We start from the raw sequence: 17,778 nt of genomic DNA, 5'->3' as shown, positions 1-17,778 counted from the left end.
GGGCTATTCGATCGCCGGCGTCAACGAATTCGACGAACTGATCGACGACATCTATCATTTCTCCGAAAAGCAGGGCCTGGAGATCGACACGCTGATCCATGAGGAAGGACCAGCACAACTCGAAATCAACCTTCGCCATGGTGATCCGATCGAGCTTGCCGACCAGGTGTTCCTGTTCAAGCGCACCATCCGCGAGGCCGCCTTGAAGCATGGTATCTACGCCACCTTCATGGCCAAGCCGATGCAGGGCCAGGCGGGCTCCGCCATGCACATCCACCAGTCGATCGTCGAGATCAACACTGGACGCAACCTGTTTTCCAATGCCGACGGAACAGCGTCGAAGGAGTTTTTCGCCTTCATCGGCGGCATGCAGAAATACGTGCCGAAGACCCTGTCGATGATGGCGCCCTACGTGAATTCCTACCGCCGCCTGACGCCCGACATGTCCGCTCCGGTCAACAATGCCTGGGGCTACGACAACCGGACGACGGCATTCCGGGTTCCTGTATCGGATTCCGCTGCTCGCCGCGTGGAAAACCGGCTGCCGAGTTCCGACGCCAATCCCTATCTGGCGCTGGCGGCCTCGCTCGGCTGCGGCTATCTCGGCATCGTCCAGGGACTCGAACCCTCGGCACCGGCGGAGGACACGGCCAATGGCGGCACGATCGACCTGCCGCGCGGCCTGCTCGAAGCTATTTCACTGCTCGAATCGGAGCCCGCGCTCGCGGAGATCTTCAGCCCCGAATTCATCGCCATCTATGGCGGCGTGAAGCGGGGCGAATTCGAGACCTTCATGCAGGTGATCAGCCCCTGGGAACGCGAATACCTGCTTCTCAATGTCTGACAGGAAAGGCGCGGCCATGCCCTGGCAAAGCCCGATCTCGCCCGGTTACTCCTGGTATGAAGCCAATGCGCCGGAACGGCCGGACTATCCGGCCCTTCCCGGCTCGGTCGATACTGATGTCGCCATTGTCGGCGGCGGATTTACCGGCCTGCAAGCCGCTTATAACCTGGCGTCGAAAGGCGTGCGGGTGACGCTGATCGACGCCTGTCGCTTCGGCGACGGCGCATCCGGCCGCAACGGCGGCCAACTCGGCACCGGCCAGCGCTGGTCGCCGGAGGAGCTTGAGGGTAGCCTCGGCTTCGAACGCTCCAAGGCGCTGTTCGATCTCGCCGAGGACGCCAAGAAATATCTTCTCGACTTTTCCTCCAGCCACGGCATCGATATCGAATTTGTGCCGGGGCAGATGAATGTCTGCCATAAGCCGAGCCACGAGAAGGATTATCGCGAAAGCGTCGAGATCGCTGCATCGCGCTACGGATACACGCATCAGGCTTTCATGGACCGGGACGAGACCGTCTCCCGGTTGGGTTCGATGCGCTACCTGTTCGGCATTCGCGACACCGGCACCGGCCATATCCAGCCGATGAAACTGCTGATCGGGCTGGCAAAGCAGACGGCCTTGGCCGGCGCTTCGCTTCATGAACAAACCAAGGCGCTCAAGATCACCCAGGCCGGCGGCAAGGTGAGCATCGAGACCGATCACGGGACCATCCGGGCCGATCGGGCGCTGATTGCCTGCAATGGTTATATCGGCAATCTCGAACCCGTCACCGCGCGCCATGTCATGCCGATTCGCTCCTTCATCGGCGCGACCCGCGTGCTGAGCGATTTTCCCGACATCCTGCCGGGCGGCGAAGCCGTCGCCGATTCGCGTTTCGTCGTGCGCTATTTCCGCAAATCCCGTGACGGACGACTGCTGTTCGGCGGTCGCGAAGCCTATACGGCGGACAATCCACGCGAAATTTCCGCCCATATCCGCCGGCAGATCAGCGAAATCTACCCCGCCCTTGCCGATATCGAGATCACCCATGCCTGGGGCGGCTCCGTCGGCATTACCATGCCCCGCCAGCCTTTCGTGCGCGAGGTGATGCCGGGCGTGACCTCGATTGGCGGTTATTCCGGCCATGGCGTCATGCTGTCAAATTATTGTGGCAAGCTCTACGCCGACCTCGTCACCGGAAACCGTTCTGACCTCGATCTTTTCAAAGAGCTGGACATACCGGCATTCCCCGGAGGCTCGCGGTTCCGTTCCGTGCTTTTGTTCCTCGCGCTCAGCTGGTATGCCCTGCGCGACAAGTTCTAAAAGCGACCTTCGGATGCGGCAATCTTCATTTTGTTGCGTCGCACCCTTTCGCTTTTAAATCGATTAGATTATACACTCCTCAGACTAGAACGAGATCGAGATTTCTCATGAGCAGCCAGATCATCCCTGTGGAACCCTTTGACTATGTGGTTTTCGGAGGCACCGGCGACCTTGCCGAACGCAAATTGCTTCCCGCCCTCTATCATCGCCAGCTCGATGGACAGTTGAGCGATCCGACCCGCATCATCGGCGCATCGCGCAGTGCGCTGAGCCACGAGGAATACCGCAAGTTCGCCACCGACGCGCTCAAGGAACACCTGAAGAAGGATGAATTCGACGAGGCGCAGGTCAAGATCTTTACCGAGCGCCTGTTCTATATTTCCGTCGATGCCAAGTCGGACAACGGCTGGGACAAGCTGAAGGCGCTGCTGGATGAAGGCAAGGAGCGCGTGCGCGCCTTCTACCTCGCCGTAGCACCTGGCATCTTCGGCGACATCTCGGAGAAGATCCGCGACCACAAGCTGATCACCAAATCGACCCGCATCGTCGTTGAAAAGCCGATCGGCCGTGATCTCGCCTCGGCGCTCGAACTCAACGACACGATCGGCAGGGTCTTCAGGGAAGAACAGATCTTCCGCATCGACCACTATCTCGGCAAGGAAACCGTGCAGAACCTGATGGCGCTGCGCTTTGCCAACGCTCTCTACGAGCCCTTGTGGAACTCGTCCTATATCGACCATGTGCAGATCACCGTTGCCGAATCCGTTGGCCTGGAAAGCCGCGCCGGCTACTATGACAAGGCCGGCGCGCTGCGCGACATGGTGCAGAACCATATCCTCCAGCTGCTCTGCCTCGTCGCCATGGAAGTGCCGCCGTCGATGAACGCGGAGGCCGTGCGCGACGAAAAGCTGAAGGTGCTGCGCGCGCTCAAGCCGATCACCCCCGGCAATGTCGAGAAGATGACCGTTCGTGGCCAGTACAAGGCCGGCGCTTCCGCCGGTGGTGCGGTCAAGGGTTACCTCGAGGAACTGGAAGGCGGCGTTTCCAACACGGAAACCTTCGTCGCCATCAAGGCCGAGGTCAACAACTGGCGCTGGGCCGGCGTACCCTTCTACATCCGCACGGGCAAGCGCATGGCCGGCCGCATGTCGGAAATCGTCATCACCTTCAAGCCGATCCCGCACTCGATCTTCGACGAGGCCGCCGGCCGCATCGCGGCCAACCAGTTGATCATCCGCCTCCAGCCGGACGAAGGCGTCAAGCAGTCGCTGATGATCAAGGATCCGGGTCCGGGCGGCATGCGGCTGCGCAACGTCTCGCTCGACATGACCTTTGCCGAGGCCTTCAACGCCCGCAGCGCCGACGCCTACGAACGCCTGCTGCTTGACGTGGTGCGCAACAACCAGACACTGTTCATGCGCCGCGACGAGGTCGAGGCCGCATGGAAGTGGGTCGATCCGATCCTGAAGTCGTGGGAAGCGGTGAACCAGCAGGTCCAGGCCTATACGGCCGGCACCTGGGGCCCGAGCCAGGCCATCGCACTGATCGAACGCGACGGTCGCACCTGGCATGAAGTGATCTGAGGACGAATGCGATGACGACTGCGATGCATGTATTCGACAATGGCGCCGCTCTTGCGGAAGGACTGGCCACTGACGTGGCCTTGGCACTTTCGCAAGCTGTGGCGGCACGCGGCGAAGCCTGCATCGCCGTTTCCGGCGGTTCGACCCCGAAAGCCTTTTTCAAGGCATTGTCGGCAGAGCCGATTGACTGGGAGAAAGTCACCGTGACCCTGGTCGACGAACGTTTCGTCGAGCCGGACAGCGACCGTTCCAACGAGAAGCTCGTCAAGGACAACCTGCTTGTCAACGCTGCGGCCAAGGCAATCTTTCAGCCGCTTTATTATCCCACGGCGACGGCCGAGGAATCGGCCGCTGCTGCGAGCAGAGAGACCTCCGACTTCGGCACGCCGTTCGATGTCGTCATCCTCGGCATGGGTGGCGACGGCCATACGGCCTCGTTCTTTCCCGGCGGCTCGCGGCTCTCCGAGGCGCTTGATCCGTCAACGCCGCGTGGCGTCATGACCATGGAAGCAGATGGCGCCGGCGAGCCGCGCCTGACCTTTACCTTTTCCAGCCTTCAGGATGCCCGACTTCTGGTGCTTCATATCGAAGGGGCGGCCAAGAAGGATGTTCTCGCTCAGGCCGAAGCGTCCGGAGACGAGGCCGAGATGCCGGTCCGCGCGGTCCTGCGCCGGGCCGCCTCGCCACTCCAGATCTACTGGGCCGCCTGACACACAGATCCGGGGACCCAAGACCCGGTTGACCGAAACCATGTGAGATCACAGGAGTGGCGTACACTCCGGAACAGGATTGTCATGTCCGCCGACAGCCGCATAACCGCGATCACCGCCCGCATCATCGAACGCTCGAAACCCTACCGCGAGCCCTATCTCGCCCGCATCCGCTCTGCCGCTTCCAAGCGGGTGACGCGTTCGGTTCTCGGCTGCGGCAACCTCGCGCATGGCTTCGCCGTCTGTTCCCCCTCTGAGAAAACAGCCCTTTCGGGCGACGAGGTGCCTAACCTCGGCATCATCACCTCTTATAATGACATGCTTTCGGCTCACCAGCCGTTCGAGACCTATCCGGCGCTGATCCGCCAGGCGGCCCATGAAGCGGGCGGCGTGGCTCAGGTGGCCGGCGGGGTCCCGGCCATGTGCGATGGCGTCACACAAGGGCAGCCGGGCATGGAACTGTCGCTGTTTTCCCGCGACCTGATCGCCATGGCTGCCGGTGTCGGCCTGTCCCACAACATGTTCGACAGTACCGTCTATCTCGGCGTCTGCGACAAGATCGTGCCCGGCCTGATGATCGCCGCCATGACCTTCGGCCACCTGCCGGCCGTCTTTATTCCCGCCGGCCCGATGACATCCGGCCTGCCGAACGACGAGAAATCCCGCGTCCGCCAGCTCTTCGCCGAAGGCAAGGTCGGCCGCGAGGAGTTGCTCGAGGCGGAATCGAAGTCCTATCACGGCCCCGGCACCTGCACCTTCTACGGCACCGCCAATTCCAACCAGATGCTGATGGAGATCATGGGCTTCCACCTGCCCGGCGCCTCCTTCATCAATCCGGGTACGCCGCTGCGCGATGCGCTCACCCGCGAAGCCACCAAGCGGGCGCTCGCCATCACCGCGCTCGGCAACGAATACACGCCGGCCGGCGAAATGATCGACGAACGCTCGATCGTCAACGGCGTCGTCGGCCTGCATGCCACCGGCGGCTCGACCAACCACACGATGCATCTCGTCGCCATGGCCCGCTCGGCCGGCATCGCGCTGACCTGGCAGGATATATCAGAACTGTCTGACATCATCCCGCTGCTTGCCCGCGTCTATCCGAACGGTCTTGCCGACGTGAACCATTTTCACGCAGCCGGTGGCATGGGCTATTTGATCAGCCAGCTTCTGAAGCACGGCCTGCTGCATAACGACGTGCGCACCGTCTTTGGCCAGGGGCTCGATGCCTATGCGATCGACGTGAAGCTCGGCGAGAACGGCACGGTGGCCCGCGAACCGGCCCCCGAGGTCAGCCACGACCCGAAGGTGCTCTCGACCGTCGAGCACCCCTTCCAGCATTCGGGCGGCCTGAAGATGCTGTCCGGCAATCTCGGCAAGGCCGTCATCAAGATTTCGGCGGTCAAGCCGGAGCGCCACATCATCGAGGCGCCGGCCAAGATCTTCCACGATCAATCGGAACTGCAAACGGCCTTCAAGGACGGCAAGCTCGAAGGCGACTTCATCGCCGTCGTCCGCTTCCAGGGTCCGAAGGCCAACGGCATGCCGGAACTGCACAAGCTGACCACCGTGCTCGGCATCCTGCAGGACCGCGGCCAGACCGTCGCCCTCGTCACCGATGGCCGCATGTCCGGCGCCTCCGGCAAGGTTCCGTCGGCGATCCACATGACGCCGGAGGCCAAGGACGCCGGCCCGATCTCCAAGATCCGCGAAGGCGACATCATTCGTCTCGACGCCGTGCACGGTACGATCCAGGTGCTGGTCGACGCGAGCGAGCTTGCCGAACGTACGCCGGCGGAAGCAGACCTGTCCGGGAACGATTTCGGCATGGGCCGCGAGATGTTCGCCCCGTTCCGCGCGGCCGTGGGTTCGGCGGAGCACGGCGCCAGCGTGTTTTTTCACTGAGAGGACGTGGGGGCCTAGCAGGAAGGCGCCGCTTTTAACTCTCCTCTTGCGGGAGAGGAAGTAATTTCGACATCTCAGTTTCAGCTAGATCATGAGAAAGCCTGCCTGAACCGTAATCCAGACGGGCTTTGAGCTCAGGTCGGTTCGGCTCAGACGCGATACGTCTTGCCGTTCGCATCGAACAAATGCAGCTTGGCCTTGTCCGCGGTGAAGCGGACCTTTTCGCCGCGCTTGATATCGAGGATACCGGGCACCTTGGCGATAATCGGCTCGTTGGCGACCAGGCCTTCGATATAGAGAAGCGTGACTTCGCCAAGTGCTTCGATGATCGCCACTGTGCCTTCGAACAGGAAGCTGTCGCCGGTGGAGACACGCAGGTCCTCCGGACGGACGCCGAAGCTGGCCGACTTGCCGTTTTCAGATGCAGTTGTTGGAATGTCGAGGACATCCGTTTTTCCGCCGGGCAGTTCGACCGTCGTTTCAGCGCCTGTGGCAACGATCCTCGCGGGAATGATGTTCATCGCCGGCGAGCCGATGAAGCGGGCGACGAAGAGGTTGGCCGGGCGCTCGTAAAGCTCCAGCGGCGGGCCGACCTGCTCGATATGGCCGGCCGAGAGGACGACGATGCGGTCGGCGAGCGTCATCGCCTCCACCTGGTCGTGGGTGACGTAGATCATCGTCGTATCCGGCATCGACTCATTCAGCTTGGCGATCTCGATGCGGGTGGCGACACGCAGTGCCGCGTCAAGGTTCGACAGCGGTTCGTCGAACAGGAAGACCTTGGGGTCACGGCAAATGGCGCGACCGATGGCGACGCGCTGGCGTTGACCGCCGGAGAGCGCCTTGGGCAGGCGGTCGAGATATTTGGTGAGTTGCAGGATATCGGCGGCGGAACGGACGCGGCGATCGATCTCCTCCTTGCTCTCCTTGGCGATGCGCATGCCAAACGCCATGTTGTCGTAGACCGTCATGTGCGGATAGAGCGCATAGGACTGGAAGACCATGGCAATGCCGCGTTGCGAAGGGGGTACGTCGTTGACGAGGCGATCGGCGATATACATCTCGCCGCCGGAGATTTCCTCAAGACCGGCGATCATGCGCAGCAGGGTGGACTTTCCGCAGCCGGACGGGCCGACGAAGACGACGAATTCGCCCTGCCTGATATCGAGATCGATGCCATGGATGACATCCACCGCACCGTAGGACTTGCGGATATTCTTCAGTTGCAGACCTGCCATGTCATCCTCCCCTTCATTCTCTCATTTTTGGCCGGACCTTTGCGCGGGCCGGCTTGATCCGATTTATTCGACACGGGCAAAGAACCCACTCCAGGCCGGAAGCGTGATCCTGTCGTCCATCAACTGCGATGCGAAGCCGTGACCATCGAGAACCTCCAGCCGTTCGATCGGCCGCTCGACACTCGTCGGCTCGCCGCTCATGTTGAACAGGCAGAGGATCGCCTCGTTGCCGAATGTCCGCTCGAAGCCGAGCACGGGCGCGGTATAGGGCCGGAACTCGATCTCGCCCTTGGCAAAAGCCGCGTGCTGTTTGCGAAATGCCAGGAAGCGCCGGTAATGATTGAGCACCGATTGCTGGTCCAATTCCTGCACCGAGACGGCCCGCTCAAGATGCTCCTTCGGCACCGGTAGCCAGGGCTTGCCCTCGCCGAAGCCGCCATTGACGGCATCCTTGTCCCAGACCATCGGCGTGCGGCAGCCGTCGCGGCCTTTGAAATCCGGCCAGAACTGGATGCCGTAGGGATCCTGCAGGTCCTCGAAGGCAAGATCGGCTTCCGTCAGGCCCAGTTCCTCGCCCTGATAGATGCAGGCCGAACCGCGCAGCGTCGTCAGCAGGCTTACGAGGAATTTCGCATACGTATCCTGATCGGTAATGCCGATGCCCCAGCGACTGACATGGCGCACCACGTCATGGTTCGAGAAGGCCCAGCAGGCCCAGCCTTCCGGTGCCGCCCGGGCGAAATCGTGCAGCACCTGCGCGATGCTTGCCGGTGTCAGCGGATCGGGCGCCAGGAATTCGAAGGCGTAGCACATGTGCATCATGTCGTTGCCGGATGTGTACTGGCCGGCAATCTCGAGACCAATCTGGCTGTCGCCCACCTCGCCGACGGCGGCGATCGCCGGGAATTCGTCCATCACGGCGCGGAAGCGCTTGAGGAATTCCAGGTTTTCCGGCCGGTTCTTGTCGTAGAGATGTTCCTGATAGTTATAGGGATTCACGGCCGGCGCGGTATTGGCATTGCGGCGTTCCGGAGCCAGCGCCGGATTGTCGCGCAGTTCCAGGTCGTGGAAGTAGAAGTTGATCGTATCCAGCCGGAAACCGTCGACACCGCGCTCCAGCCAGAAGCGCTCGACGGCCAGCAGCGCATCCTGCACTTCCGGATTGTGGAGATTGAGGTCCGGCTGCGAGGTCAGGAAGTTGTGCATGTAATATTGCAGCCGCGTCGGGTCCCATTGCCAGGCCGAGCCGCCGAAGATCGACATCCAGTTGTTCGGCGGCGTGCCGTCCGGCTTGGAGTCCGACCAGACGTACCAGTCGGCCTTCGGATTGAAGCGGCTGGAGCGGCTTTCGACGAACCAGGGATGCTGGTCCGACGTGTGCGACAGGACCAGATCGATCATGACGCGGATACCCAACCGGTGCGCCTCGGCAATCAGTTCATCGAAATCGACAAGCAGGCCGAAGATCGGATCGACGCCGGTATAGTTCGACACGTCATAACCGAAATCCTTCATCGGCGAGGTGAAGAACGGCGAAATCCAGATCGCATCGACACCCAGCGAGGCGACATGCGGCAGCCGCGCGGTGATCCCCTTCAGGTCGCCGATGCCGTCGCCGTTCGAATCCTGGTAGGAACGCGGATAGATCTGGTAGATCACCGCGCCCCGCCACCAGTCCCGGTCGGCCTGCAATGTCGAACCACTTGCCTGGGTCATGCTCATATTCATTTCTGTAGAAGTCCCTTGGATTTGAAAAATATCAGCCGCCCTTGACCGAGCCTGACAGCAGGCCGCGCACCAGATAGCGCTGCAGCGTGAAGAAGACGATCAGGGGCACGATGATGGTGATGAAGGCCGATGCCGTCAGGATTTCCCAGTTGCCGCCGCGCGACCCCAAGAGGTTGACGAGACGCCCGGTCAGAACCAGTTCGTTATTGCCAGTGCCGAGGAAGACCATGGCGACCAGAAGGTCGTTCCATGTCCATAGGAACTGGAAGATCGAGAAGGAGGCGAGCGCCGGGAAGGACAGCGGCAAGATGATCTTGATGAAGATATCGAAATCGCTTGCGCCGTCCACCCGTGCCGATTCCATGATCTCGCGCGGCAGGCCGGCCATGTAGTTGCGCAGCAGGTAGATCGCCAGCGGCAGGCCGAAACCCATATGCGCCAGCCAGATACCGACATAGGTCTTGGCGGGCACACCGAGGAAGGCACCAACGCCGTTGTAGAGCTTCAGCAGCGGGATCAGCGACATCTGCAGCGGCACGACCAGAAGCCCGACGACGACGGCAATCAGGATCGCGCGGCCGGGAAACTTCATCCAGGCGAGTGCATAGGCTGCAAACGCGGCGACCAGGATAGGGATGATGGTTGCCGGAATGGCGACGGTCAGCGAGTTGATAAAGGACGCGCCGATTCCCTCCGCCTGCATGACCTCCCGGTAGTTGTCGAAGGTGAAGCGCGGCGGAACGGCGGCGGTATAGAAGATGCGCTGGCCGCGCGTGCCTTCCATGCGGGTCGGCGAGACGATTTCGTAGCTGCCGTCGTCCTTGACGGTCAGGGTCTGGCCGTCGCCGATGTCGGCGGGCGTGCCGACCACGAATGCGGTGGGTTGCAGCGGCCGGAAACCGAAGGCCGAAACCTTTGCATTGCCGTCCTCCAGCAGATTGCCGGTGATGACGAACTTGCCGTCACGTTCGACTTGCGTTTCCGGCGAGGCTGCACGGCCGGTCAGGTTCTGCGACGAGGTGGAAAGGGCCGTCCACCAGCCGGAGACGGCCAGTTGGTCCTTGTCACGCAGCGACGAGATCAAAAGGCCGGCGGTCGGCAAGGTCCAGAGCACGACCAGGAGGATGACGGAGAGATGAACGATCCAGACGAGCGGCGAGCGGGAAGAAGCAATCATCTCAATGGCCCTCCATTTCCTTGGTAGCATTGCGGATGTTCCAGATCATGATCGGGATCACCAGAACCATGATGATGACGGCGATCGCAGCACCACGACCGAAGTCACCGCCCCCGCGGAACATCCAGTCAAACATGAGATTGGCGAGAACCTGGCTTTGCCACTGCCCGTTTGTCATGGCGAGCACGATGTCGAAGACCTTGAGCACCAGGATGGTGATGGTGGTCCAGACCACGGCGATCGTGCCCCACATCTGCGGGATCATGATCTTGAAGAAAATCTGCAGGCCATTGGCACCATCGATGACGGCGGCTTCGACGGTCTCTTCCGGAATGCCGCGCAGCGCGGCCGACAGGATGACCATGGCGAAGCCGGTCTGGATCCAGATCAGGATGACCATGAGGAAGAAGTTGTTCCAGAAGGGCAGCGTCACCCAGGCTTCCGGCGAGCCGCCGAAATAGACGACGATCGCGTTCAAAATACCGATCTGCTCGGTGCCTTCTGCGCGGTAGTCGTAGATGAACTTCCAGATGACGGACGCGCCGACGAACGAGATCGCCATCGGCATGAAAATCAGCGTCTTGGCGATATTGCCCCACCAGATGCGATCGGTGAGCGCCGCGATGATCAGGCCGAAGAAGGTGGCGGCGGCGGGAACGACCAGCAGCCACAGGAAGTTGTTGTAGATCGACTGGCGGAATTCGCCGTCGTTGAACATCCAGATGAAGTTGTTCAGCCCGACGAAATTCTCACCCGCCCTGTCATGCAGGCTGAGCCAGACGGAGGCGATGACGGGATAGATCAGGTAGATGGTCAGCGAAAACAGCGCGGGACCGAGGAAGAGCCAGGGCCGGATGGCATTGGTGATGCGCAGGTTGCGCGAGGCGACCGGGCCGCTCAGTCCCTTTGATGGAAAAATCTTGTCGAGAATCCAGTTCGTGCCGAAGAAATAGGCGGCGCAGGCCAGAACCCCCGCAGCCATCGTGGCGATGGCGAATAACAACTGCTGCATGGCAACTTCCTCCCCAGGAATGTAAGGCCGGATGCGCGGCCTGGCCCCTTCTGCGGCGTGGTCCCCGACGCCGGAGGCTCCACGCGTCATCGGAATGGTCGCACCACCGCCTTGCCGGGTGGGATACCCACCGGCAGCGATGCCCTTTTCCAAGGCGCTTATTGTCTTGGCTTCCTCACCGTCGGATGCGTCCCGGGTGGACGCGGCGCGATGGGTTTCAGGCCTGGCAGTCTTTTTCTTGCCGGCCCCGGATGTGATCCGGGGCCGGTCTGTTCAAGAAGTGTTACGCTTCACGCGCGACAAGCCTGTCCAACCTTACTTGATCGAGTCCCATGCCTTCTGGATGCCGTCGGCGACGTCCTGCGCCGACTTGCCGCCGACATAGTCGACCATACCGGTCCAGAATGCGCCCGCACCGATCTTGCCCGGCATCAGGTCGGAACCGTCGAAGCGGAAGGTCGTGGCGTTGAGCAGGATTTCGCCCTGCTTCTTCATCGGGCCGTTGGCATAGGCCTCCTTGTTGGCGCTCTTCAGCGGCGTCAGGAAGCTCGACTGAGCCATCCAGACTTCGTGTGCGATCGGCGTTTCGAGGAACTCGATGAAGGCGCGGGCGGCCGGCGTGTCCTTGGTGATCATGGCCAGCGTGCCAGCACCGAGGACGGGGTTGCCGAGGTCCGGCTTGCTTGCGTAAGGCGGCATGTAGAAGAAGTCGGCGTCTTCACCGACAACCGTGCCTTCCGGGAAGAAGGACGGAATGAACGATGCCTGATGGTGCAGATAGCACTTCGGCGGCGAAGCAAACAGGCCCTTCGGGCTGTCGCGGAAGTCGGCAGAGGCAACGGCGGCGGCACCGCCATCGACATTCTTGTCGTTCTTGGCGAACCAGCCGAACTCGTCGATGGCGCCGACGACAGCCGGATCGTTGAACGGGATCGCGTTGGTGACCCACTTGTCATAGACGTCGGCCGGCTGCGTGCGCAGCATCATGTCTTCGACCCAGTCGGTCGCCGGCCAGCCGGTCGCTCCGCCGGAACCCAGACCGATGCACCACGGCGTGCCGCCATCGGCGACGATCTTTTCGGTCAGCGCCTTCAGGTCTTCCATCGTCTTCGGAACTTCATAGCCCGAATCCTCGAAGTTTTCCGGCACGTACCAGACAAGCGACTTCACGTCGATCTTGTAGGGAAAAGCGTAGAGTTCCTTCTTGCCGTCCTTGCCGGCATAGGTCGAGAGATCGACCCAGGACTGGCCAGCGGCATAGTTTTCGAGCAGCCACTTCTTGGTGTCGTCGCCGAGCGGCGTCAGATAACCCTTGGAGGCAAGGTCGGCGATGAGGCCGGGCTGCGGCAGGACGGCGACATCGGGCGGGCTGCCAGCCTGCGTGTCGATGACGATCTGCTGCTCATAGTTTTCGGACGAGGAATACTTCACGTCGACGCCGGTCGCATCGCGGAAATAGTCGAGCACGGATTCGACAAGGGTCTGGTCCTCACCGCGCCAGGGTCCGAAGATGGTCAGCGTCTGACCCTTGAGGTCGTGACCCTTCTTGAACTCCTCGTAGCTTGACCAGTTGAACTTGGAATCTTCACCCGGCTTGAATTTCAGCTCGGCGGCATTTGGGGCACCAGCCACAAGCGCAAGCGCTGCCACTCCCATCAAGAATGTTCTTTTCACGTCATTTCCTCCCAAGAAAGACCCGACCCATCTTGTTGTCGGGCGAACACCATTGCGCCGGTAAGAATTCAAAGCGCTTTGAGTTTGCTAACAAACCATTTGGACAGGCAGGAAGTCAAGTGCTTTCCAACGATCGGCTAAAACACCGCGAATTTATGCACTGCAGCGTAGGTTTGCGCCGCAATGAAGGCAATTTTCCTTTGTTGCCATGCAATGGAGTGTTACAAAATCGTTTGCGCCTTGACTTTAAAATAGTAAATTCTAATAGAAATCAAAGCGCTTTGGGAGGGCGCGCTGCCAATGAACGTGAATTTGAAGCAGTTGGCGGAGATGCTGGGCCTGTCGCAAACGACGGTCAGCCGGGCGCTCAATGGCTATCCCGAGGTCAATGCCGAAACACGCCAGCGCGTGCTGAGCGCCGTGCGCGATACCGGATATCGTCCCAATCGCGCCGCGCAAAGGCTGGCGACCGGCCGCGCCGGCTCCATCGGCCTGGTCATGCCGATCGCGCAGGGCATCGATTCGGACGTGCATTTCGGGGAATTCCTGGCCGGACTCGGGGAAGAATCCGTCCGGCACGATTTTCATTTCGTCATCAATCCGAGTTCGCCGGAGGACGAGGAGACCACATTCAAGCGGCTGGCAGCCAGCGGCAATGTCGATGCCCTGTTCCTCGCCTATGTGCGCGCCAACGATCCGCGCATCGCCATGCTGAAATCGCTGTCGATCCCCTTTGTCGTCCACGGCCGGGCGATCGGGCAGGCTCCGGATTATCCGTTTCTCGACATCGACAACACCGGCGCCTTCTATGATGCGACGCGGCTGCTGATCCAGCTTGGCCACCGGCGGATCGCGCTGATCAATGGTCCGGGAAACCTGACCTTTGCCATCCGCCGGGCCAAAGGCATGCGGCGGGCGCTGGAGGAAAACGGCATCGCGCTGGATGAAGGACTGGTGCAGCACTCGCTGATGACCGACGAATATGGTCATCGCGCCATGCAGCAGTTTCTGGACAGCGAACGGCCGCCGACGGCCGTGCTCTGTTCCAGTACGGTCATGGCACTCGGCGCGGTGCGGGCCATCAACAAGGCGGGGCTGCAGATCGGCAGCGATATCTCGCTAATTGCCCATGACGACGTGCTGCCGATGTTGAAGCCGGAAAATTTCAGCGTTCCGCTGACGACGACGCGCTCGTCGCTGCGGGCAGCCGGTTCGCGCATCGCCACAAGACTGATTTCGCGCATCCTGAAGACCGACGACTATCCGGATCAGGAACTCTGGCGAACGGAGCTGATCGTCAGGGCTTCCACAGGCCCTGCTCCGAGATCATAGAGATCAGCAACAAGCCTGTCGGTTCAGAACTTCGGCGCTTTCCTGCCAGCCTTGCGATAGGCGGCGATGACCGTGTTGGCCATCAGCATGGCGATGGTCATGGGGCCGACACCGCCGGGAACCGGGGTAATCACGCCGGCAACCTTGGCAGCCTCCTCGAAGGCGACGTCGCCGACCAGGCGCGACTTGCCTTCGCCTTTCTCCGGCGCCGCGATACGGTTGATGCCGACGTCGATGACGGTGGCGCCGGGCTTGACCCAATCCGCCTTGACCATTTCAGGGCGGCCAACGGCGGCAACCAGGATGTCGGCACCACGGCAGACGGCGGCCAGGTCCTTGGTGCGCGAATGGGCGATCGTCACCGTCGCATTGGCGGCGAGCAGCAGTTGCGCCATCGGCTTGCCGAACAGGTTCGAACGGCCGATGACAACGGCGTTGAGGCCGGACAGATCCTCGCCATGCGTGCGCTTGACGAAGACCATGGCGCCCGCCGGGGTGCAGGAGACGAGGCCGCCATCGAGATCGCCGGTCGCCAGCTTGCCGGCATTGACCACATGCAGACCATCGACGTCCTTTTCAGGCAGGATCGACTGGATGATCGGCTCGGAATTCAGGTGCCTGGGCAGCGGCAGCTGGACGAGAATGCCGTGCAGTGCTTCGTCGTCGTTGAGCGTCTGGACCAGCGCGGCCAGTTCTTCCTGCGTCGTCTCATCCGGCAGCGTGTGCTGTACCGAGGTGAAGCCGCATTCCTTCGCCATGCGGCCCTTGGCGCCAACATAGGCGTGGCTGGCCGGGTCGTTGCCGACGATGACGACGGCGAGGCCCGTCTTGACGCCCGTTTCCTTCGTCAGCGCCTCGGATGCGGTCTTCACGGCATCGATTACCGACGCTGCAACTTGCTTGCCATCAATCACGGTCGTCACGGTGCTCTCCCAGATGGTCGTTATATTTTTTCACTCTAGTGTCGGCGGACAATATCGATGGCCTCAAAGCGTCCTAAGCTGTCCAGATCGAATAAATCAAGACCCGAATGAACGATGATGACCGCCAAGGTCAAGCGTCGTTCATTTTCTTGCATTGCTGAGCAGATGGACGCAACCCGCATCGGAGCGCGGTACGGATTATCCTTTATCGAAGAGGTTTAACGACCGGTGCCGGTTCGCAATCTGGCATAATGCTCGACGCGGGAACGCAGCGCGCGAAGATCGGCATGCACCTTGGCGACATTGCCATCTTGCCGTTCGTAACCACGGTTTTCGCGTGGGTCATCGCGTGCATAGTCCGGCGTCCCGGGTTGCCGCACAGGAAAAGCCGACAGCGCCGCCGAAGACGCCTCGGCATGATGCGGCGACGGTGCGCGTGTTCGCGCAACCGATTTGGTCGGCAGCGGCTCCTCGAAACGTCGCGTGGGAAGCGGACCACTCGGATGATCATCGCGACCAGGAGGATCACGTTCCGGCACGGTGTCTGGAGCGCGGTTCGACCGACGGAACATGTCGCGAAGGCTCCGGTAGGCCCCCACCGCAATACCGAGCCCGATACCTGCCATGAACCCGGCGATCATGCCGCCGATGGCGATCAGCTTGCGCGACGGACCATTGGCCTGCAGCGGCGGCTCAGCCGACGAAATGACACGGATATTCTTCGACGTCAGTTTTTCTTCCTGGCCGGTTTCACTCGCCCGCTTCAGGAAGGATTCGTAGATTGTCCGGGTCGCATTGGCCTTGCGTTCGAGTTCGCGCAACTCGATGAAGCCAGCGGATGAATTGACCTGCTGCGCCTTTTGAACGGCAAGCTGCTGCAGAAGGTCCTTCTCCGTGCGGATCGCGCGATCAAGCTCGGTCTGCGATGTCGCTTCGATCCGGCGCAGTTGATTGCCGATTTCGGAACGGGCGACTTCCAGCGCCTGCGCCGCCGCCAACCTTTGCGGATGGCGCGGGCCGAGGCTCGCATCAAGTGAACTCAGCTGCGCGCGCGCCTGCGAATATTGCTTGCGAAGCTCCTGCAGCGTCACTGAACTCAACTCTTCGGGGAAGGCTCCGCTCAGCACGTCGTTCAGCCGCGTCTTGGTGGCGATATCGGCCTTGGCCCGCGCATCGGCAATACGGCTGCGCACCGCGCCGACCTGATCGTTCAACGTCAGAAGCTGCTTGTCGGAAATCAATTCGCCGGACGCGCCGACGATGTCGTGGTCGGCCTTGTATTTTTCCACAGCGGTTTCAGCCGCATCGAGTTCCTTGCGCAGATCCGCCAGCCGGCTGTCGAGCGCCTCCGTGGTGCGCTGGAAGAATCCGGACTGGGCGGCCTGTTCCTCGTTGAGGAAGGTTGCAACGATACGGTTGGCGATCAACGCAGATTTCTTCGGCTCGCGACTTTCGACCTCGACGGTGACGATGAAGGTTTTCGGATCACGCGACACGGAGACGGCACCGCTCAGTTTCTCCAGTGTTTGCGGGTTGACCCCGGAGGCCGGCGCGGGATGCCCCTTGCCCGGAGAGACGATATCGCGGATGACGTCGACGCCTGCGACGAGACCGCCCTTGCTTGCGGTCTTTCCACCGAATTCCGGATCGCGATCGAGACCCAGATCGACGGCGACCTTTTCCAGAACCGTGCGTGACCGCAGCACTTCGAGCTGGCTGTCGATCAGCGCCAGGATCGCCTCGGTCGCCAGGCTTTCCTTGGACAGGTCCGAATCCGTCAGCCGCACTTCGCGCGGATCGATGTACAGCTTGCTTTCAGCGACGTAGATGCTGGGAGTGGACATGGCGACCAGCACGCCACCGACAGCCCCGACGACCGTCAGGACCAGGATGGCTTTGCGCAACTGCCAGACCGAGGTCAGGATCGTCGCGAGATCGATCAGGGGACGATCCCCCATGTCGTCACTATAAAATTCGGATTTCGATGCAGGGGCGGCGGCGTAACGTTCAGGCTCGGAAGAGGTTTTCTTCTTTTCTCCCCCCTTGAACCAGGAGGACAGGCGGCCGGCGGCCTTCGGCTGGTGCGCCGGTTCGGCCGTGGGCTGGGCGGCCTGCTGTTGTGCCGTTGAACTCGACAAGCGATCGAGCAGCGAGCCGGAGCTCTGCCGCGAATCAGCACGGCGCGGGGTTACCTGCTCCTTCGATGCGAGATCGAGGAGGGAGCGGCGAACCGTAGTCCGTTGATTGTCATCCGGATCGAACATCGAGACCTGCACACGCCCGCAATTGGGCACACCAATGAATATGAACGGAGCTTAAGTTTTTATGGGAAACAAACCGTTAACGACG

13 protein-coding genes are annotated in these 17,778 nt (G+C 61.3%); 6 read left to right on the top strand and 7 right to left on the bottom strand.

Features of this window, described 5'->3' with window-relative positions; genetic code table 11:
* From VL202_RS17020 to edd, 5 genes are all read left to right on the top strand, one after another.
* On the top strand, nucleotides 1–844 hold an 844-nt coding region (locus tag VL202_RS17020), incomplete at its 5' end, for a glutamine synthetase family protein (RefSeq protein WP_325465275.1).
* A 16-nt stretch (nucleotides 845–860) separates the two neighbouring features.
* Complete coding sequence (locus VL202_RS17015; protein WP_325465274.1) at nucleotides 861–2,147, top strand: FAD-binding oxidoreductase; 1,287 nt, start codon at nucleotides 861–863, stop codon at nucleotides 2,145–2,147.
* 107 nt (nucleotides 2,148–2,254) lie between these two features.
* A complete protein-coding gene (gene zwf / locus VL202_RS17010) occupies nucleotides 2,255–3,730 on the top strand; it encodes a glucose-6-phosphate dehydrogenase (protein ID WP_325465273.1) in 1,476 nt (491 codons plus the stop codon).
* An 11-nt stretch (nucleotides 3,731–3,741) separates the two neighbouring features.
* Entirely contained in the window at nucleotides 3,742–4,440 is a 699-nt protein-coding gene (pgl, locus tag VL202_RS17005) for a 6-phosphogluconolactonase (RefSeq protein ID WP_325465272.1), read from the top strand.
* 84 nt (nucleotides 4,441–4,524) lie between these two features.
* Nucleotides 4,525–6,345, top strand: a complete 1,821-nt coding sequence (gene edd / locus VL202_RS17000) for a phosphogluconate dehydratase (RefSeq protein WP_325465271.1) — start codon at nucleotides 4,525–4,527, stop codon at nucleotides 6,343–6,345.
* A 149-nt stretch (nucleotides 6,346–6,494) separates the two neighbouring features.
* Here edd and VL202_RS16995 read toward each other — a convergent pair whose 3' ends face one another.
* The 5 genes from VL202_RS16995 to VL202_RS16975 all read right to left on the bottom strand — a co-directional run bounded on the left by VL202_RS16995 (nucleotide 6,495) and on the right by VL202_RS16975 (nucleotide 13,174).
* A complete protein-coding gene (locus tag VL202_RS16995; protein ID WP_325465270.1) occupies nucleotides 6,495–7,583 on the bottom strand; it encodes a sn-glycerol-3-phosphate ABC transporter ATP-binding protein UgpC in 1,089 nt (362 codons plus the stop codon).
* 63 nt (nucleotides 7,584–7,646) lie between these two features.
* Complete coding sequence (locus VL202_RS16990) at nucleotides 7,647–9,305, bottom strand: alpha-glucosidase (RefSeq protein ID WP_325465269.1); 1,659 nt, start codon at nucleotides 9,303–9,305, stop codon at nucleotides 7,647–7,649.
* Nucleotides 9,306–9,342: 37 nt separating this feature from the next.
* Nucleotides 9,343–10,488 (bottom strand): carbohydrate ABC transporter permease, encoded by a 1,146-nt coding sequence (locus tag VL202_RS16985; protein WP_325465268.1) that lies wholly within the window; start codon nucleotides 10,486–10,488, stop codon nucleotides 9,343–9,345.
* Between the two features lies 1 nt (nucleotide 10,489).
* Nucleotides 10,490–11,500, bottom strand: coding sequence for a sugar ABC transporter permease (locus VL202_RS16980; protein WP_325465267.1), 1,011 nt, complete (start codon nucleotides 11,498–11,500; stop codon nucleotides 10,490–10,492).
* Between the two features lie 315 nt (nucleotides 11,501–11,815).
* Nucleotides 11,816–13,174 (bottom strand): ABC transporter substrate-binding protein, encoded by a 1,359-nt coding sequence (locus VL202_RS16975; protein ID WP_325465266.1) that lies wholly within the window; start codon nucleotides 13,172–13,174, stop codon nucleotides 11,816–11,818.
* 300 nt (nucleotides 13,175–13,474) lie between these two features.
* On the opposite strand from VL202_RS16975, the gene VL202_RS16970 reads away from it, so the two are divergent.
* Nucleotides 13,475–14,506, top strand: a complete 1,032-nt coding sequence (locus VL202_RS16970; RefSeq protein ID WP_325465265.1) for a LacI family DNA-binding transcriptional regulator — start codon at nucleotides 13,475–13,477, stop codon at nucleotides 14,504–14,506.
* 23 nt (nucleotides 14,507–14,529) lie between these two features.
* Here the strand turns inward: VL202_RS16970 and folD are convergent, their stop codons facing one another.
* Entirely contained in the window at nucleotides 14,530–15,429 is a 900-nt protein-coding gene (gene folD, locus VL202_RS16965; protein WP_325465264.1) for a bifunctional methylenetetrahydrofolate dehydrogenase/methenyltetrahydrofolate cyclohydrolase FolD, read from the bottom strand.
* A gap of 218 nt (nucleotides 15,430–15,647) precedes the next feature.
* Nucleotides 15,648–17,693, bottom strand: a complete 2,046-nt coding sequence (locus VL202_RS16960) for a GumC family protein (RefSeq protein WP_325465263.1) — start codon at nucleotides 17,691–17,693, stop codon at nucleotides 15,648–15,650.
* Nucleotides 17,694–17,778: the final 85 nt, after the last annotated feature.

This window comes from Pararhizobium sp. (assembly GCF_035497515.1).
GTDB lineage: Bacteria > Pseudomonadota > Alphaproteobacteria > Rhizobiales > Rhizobiaceae > Pararhizobium.
The sequence above is the reverse complement of the archived record's forward strand: the minus strand, read 5'-3'. Positions and strand labels throughout refer to the sequence as shown.

Excerpts from the sequence above, each read along its gene's own strand:
- VL202_RS17015 (WP_325465274.1), top strand. The coding sequence starts at position 861 with ATGCCCTGGCAAAGCCCGATCTCGCCCGGTTACTCCTGGTATGAAGCC.
- zwf (WP_325465273.1), top strand. The coding sequence starts at position 2,255 with ATGAGCAGCCAGATCATCCCTGTGGAACCCTTTGACTATGTGGTTTTC.
- pgl (WP_325465272.1), top strand. The coding sequence starts at position 3,742 with ATGACGACTGCGATGCATGTATTCGACAATGGCGCCGCTCTTGCGGAA.
- edd (WP_325465271.1), top strand. The coding sequence starts at position 4,525 with ATGTCCGCCGACAGCCGCATAACCGCGATCACCGCCCGCATCATCGAA.
- VL202_RS16995 (WP_325465270.1), bottom strand. The coding sequence starts at position 7,583 with ATGGCAGGTCTGCAACTGAAGAATATCCGCAAGTCCTACGGTGCGGTG.
- VL202_RS16990 (WP_325465269.1), bottom strand. The coding sequence starts at position 9,305 with ATGAGCATGACCCAGGCAAGTGGTTCGACATTGCAGGCCGACCGGGAC.
- VL202_RS16985 (WP_325465268.1), bottom strand. The coding sequence starts at position 10,488 with ATGATTGCTTCTTCCCGCTCGCCGCTCGTCTGGATCGTTCATCTCTCC.
- VL202_RS16980 (WP_325465267.1), bottom strand. The coding sequence starts at position 11,500 with ATGCAGCAGTTGTTATTCGCCATCGCCACGATGGCTGCGGGGGTTCTG.
- VL202_RS16970 (WP_325465265.1), top strand. The coding sequence starts at position 13,475 with ATGAACGTGAATTTGAAGCAGTTGGCGGAGATGCTGGGCCTGTCGCAA.
- VL202_RS16960 (WP_325465263.1), bottom strand. The coding sequence starts at position 17,693 with ATGTTCGATCCGGATGACAATCAACGGACTACGGTTCGCCGCTCCCTC.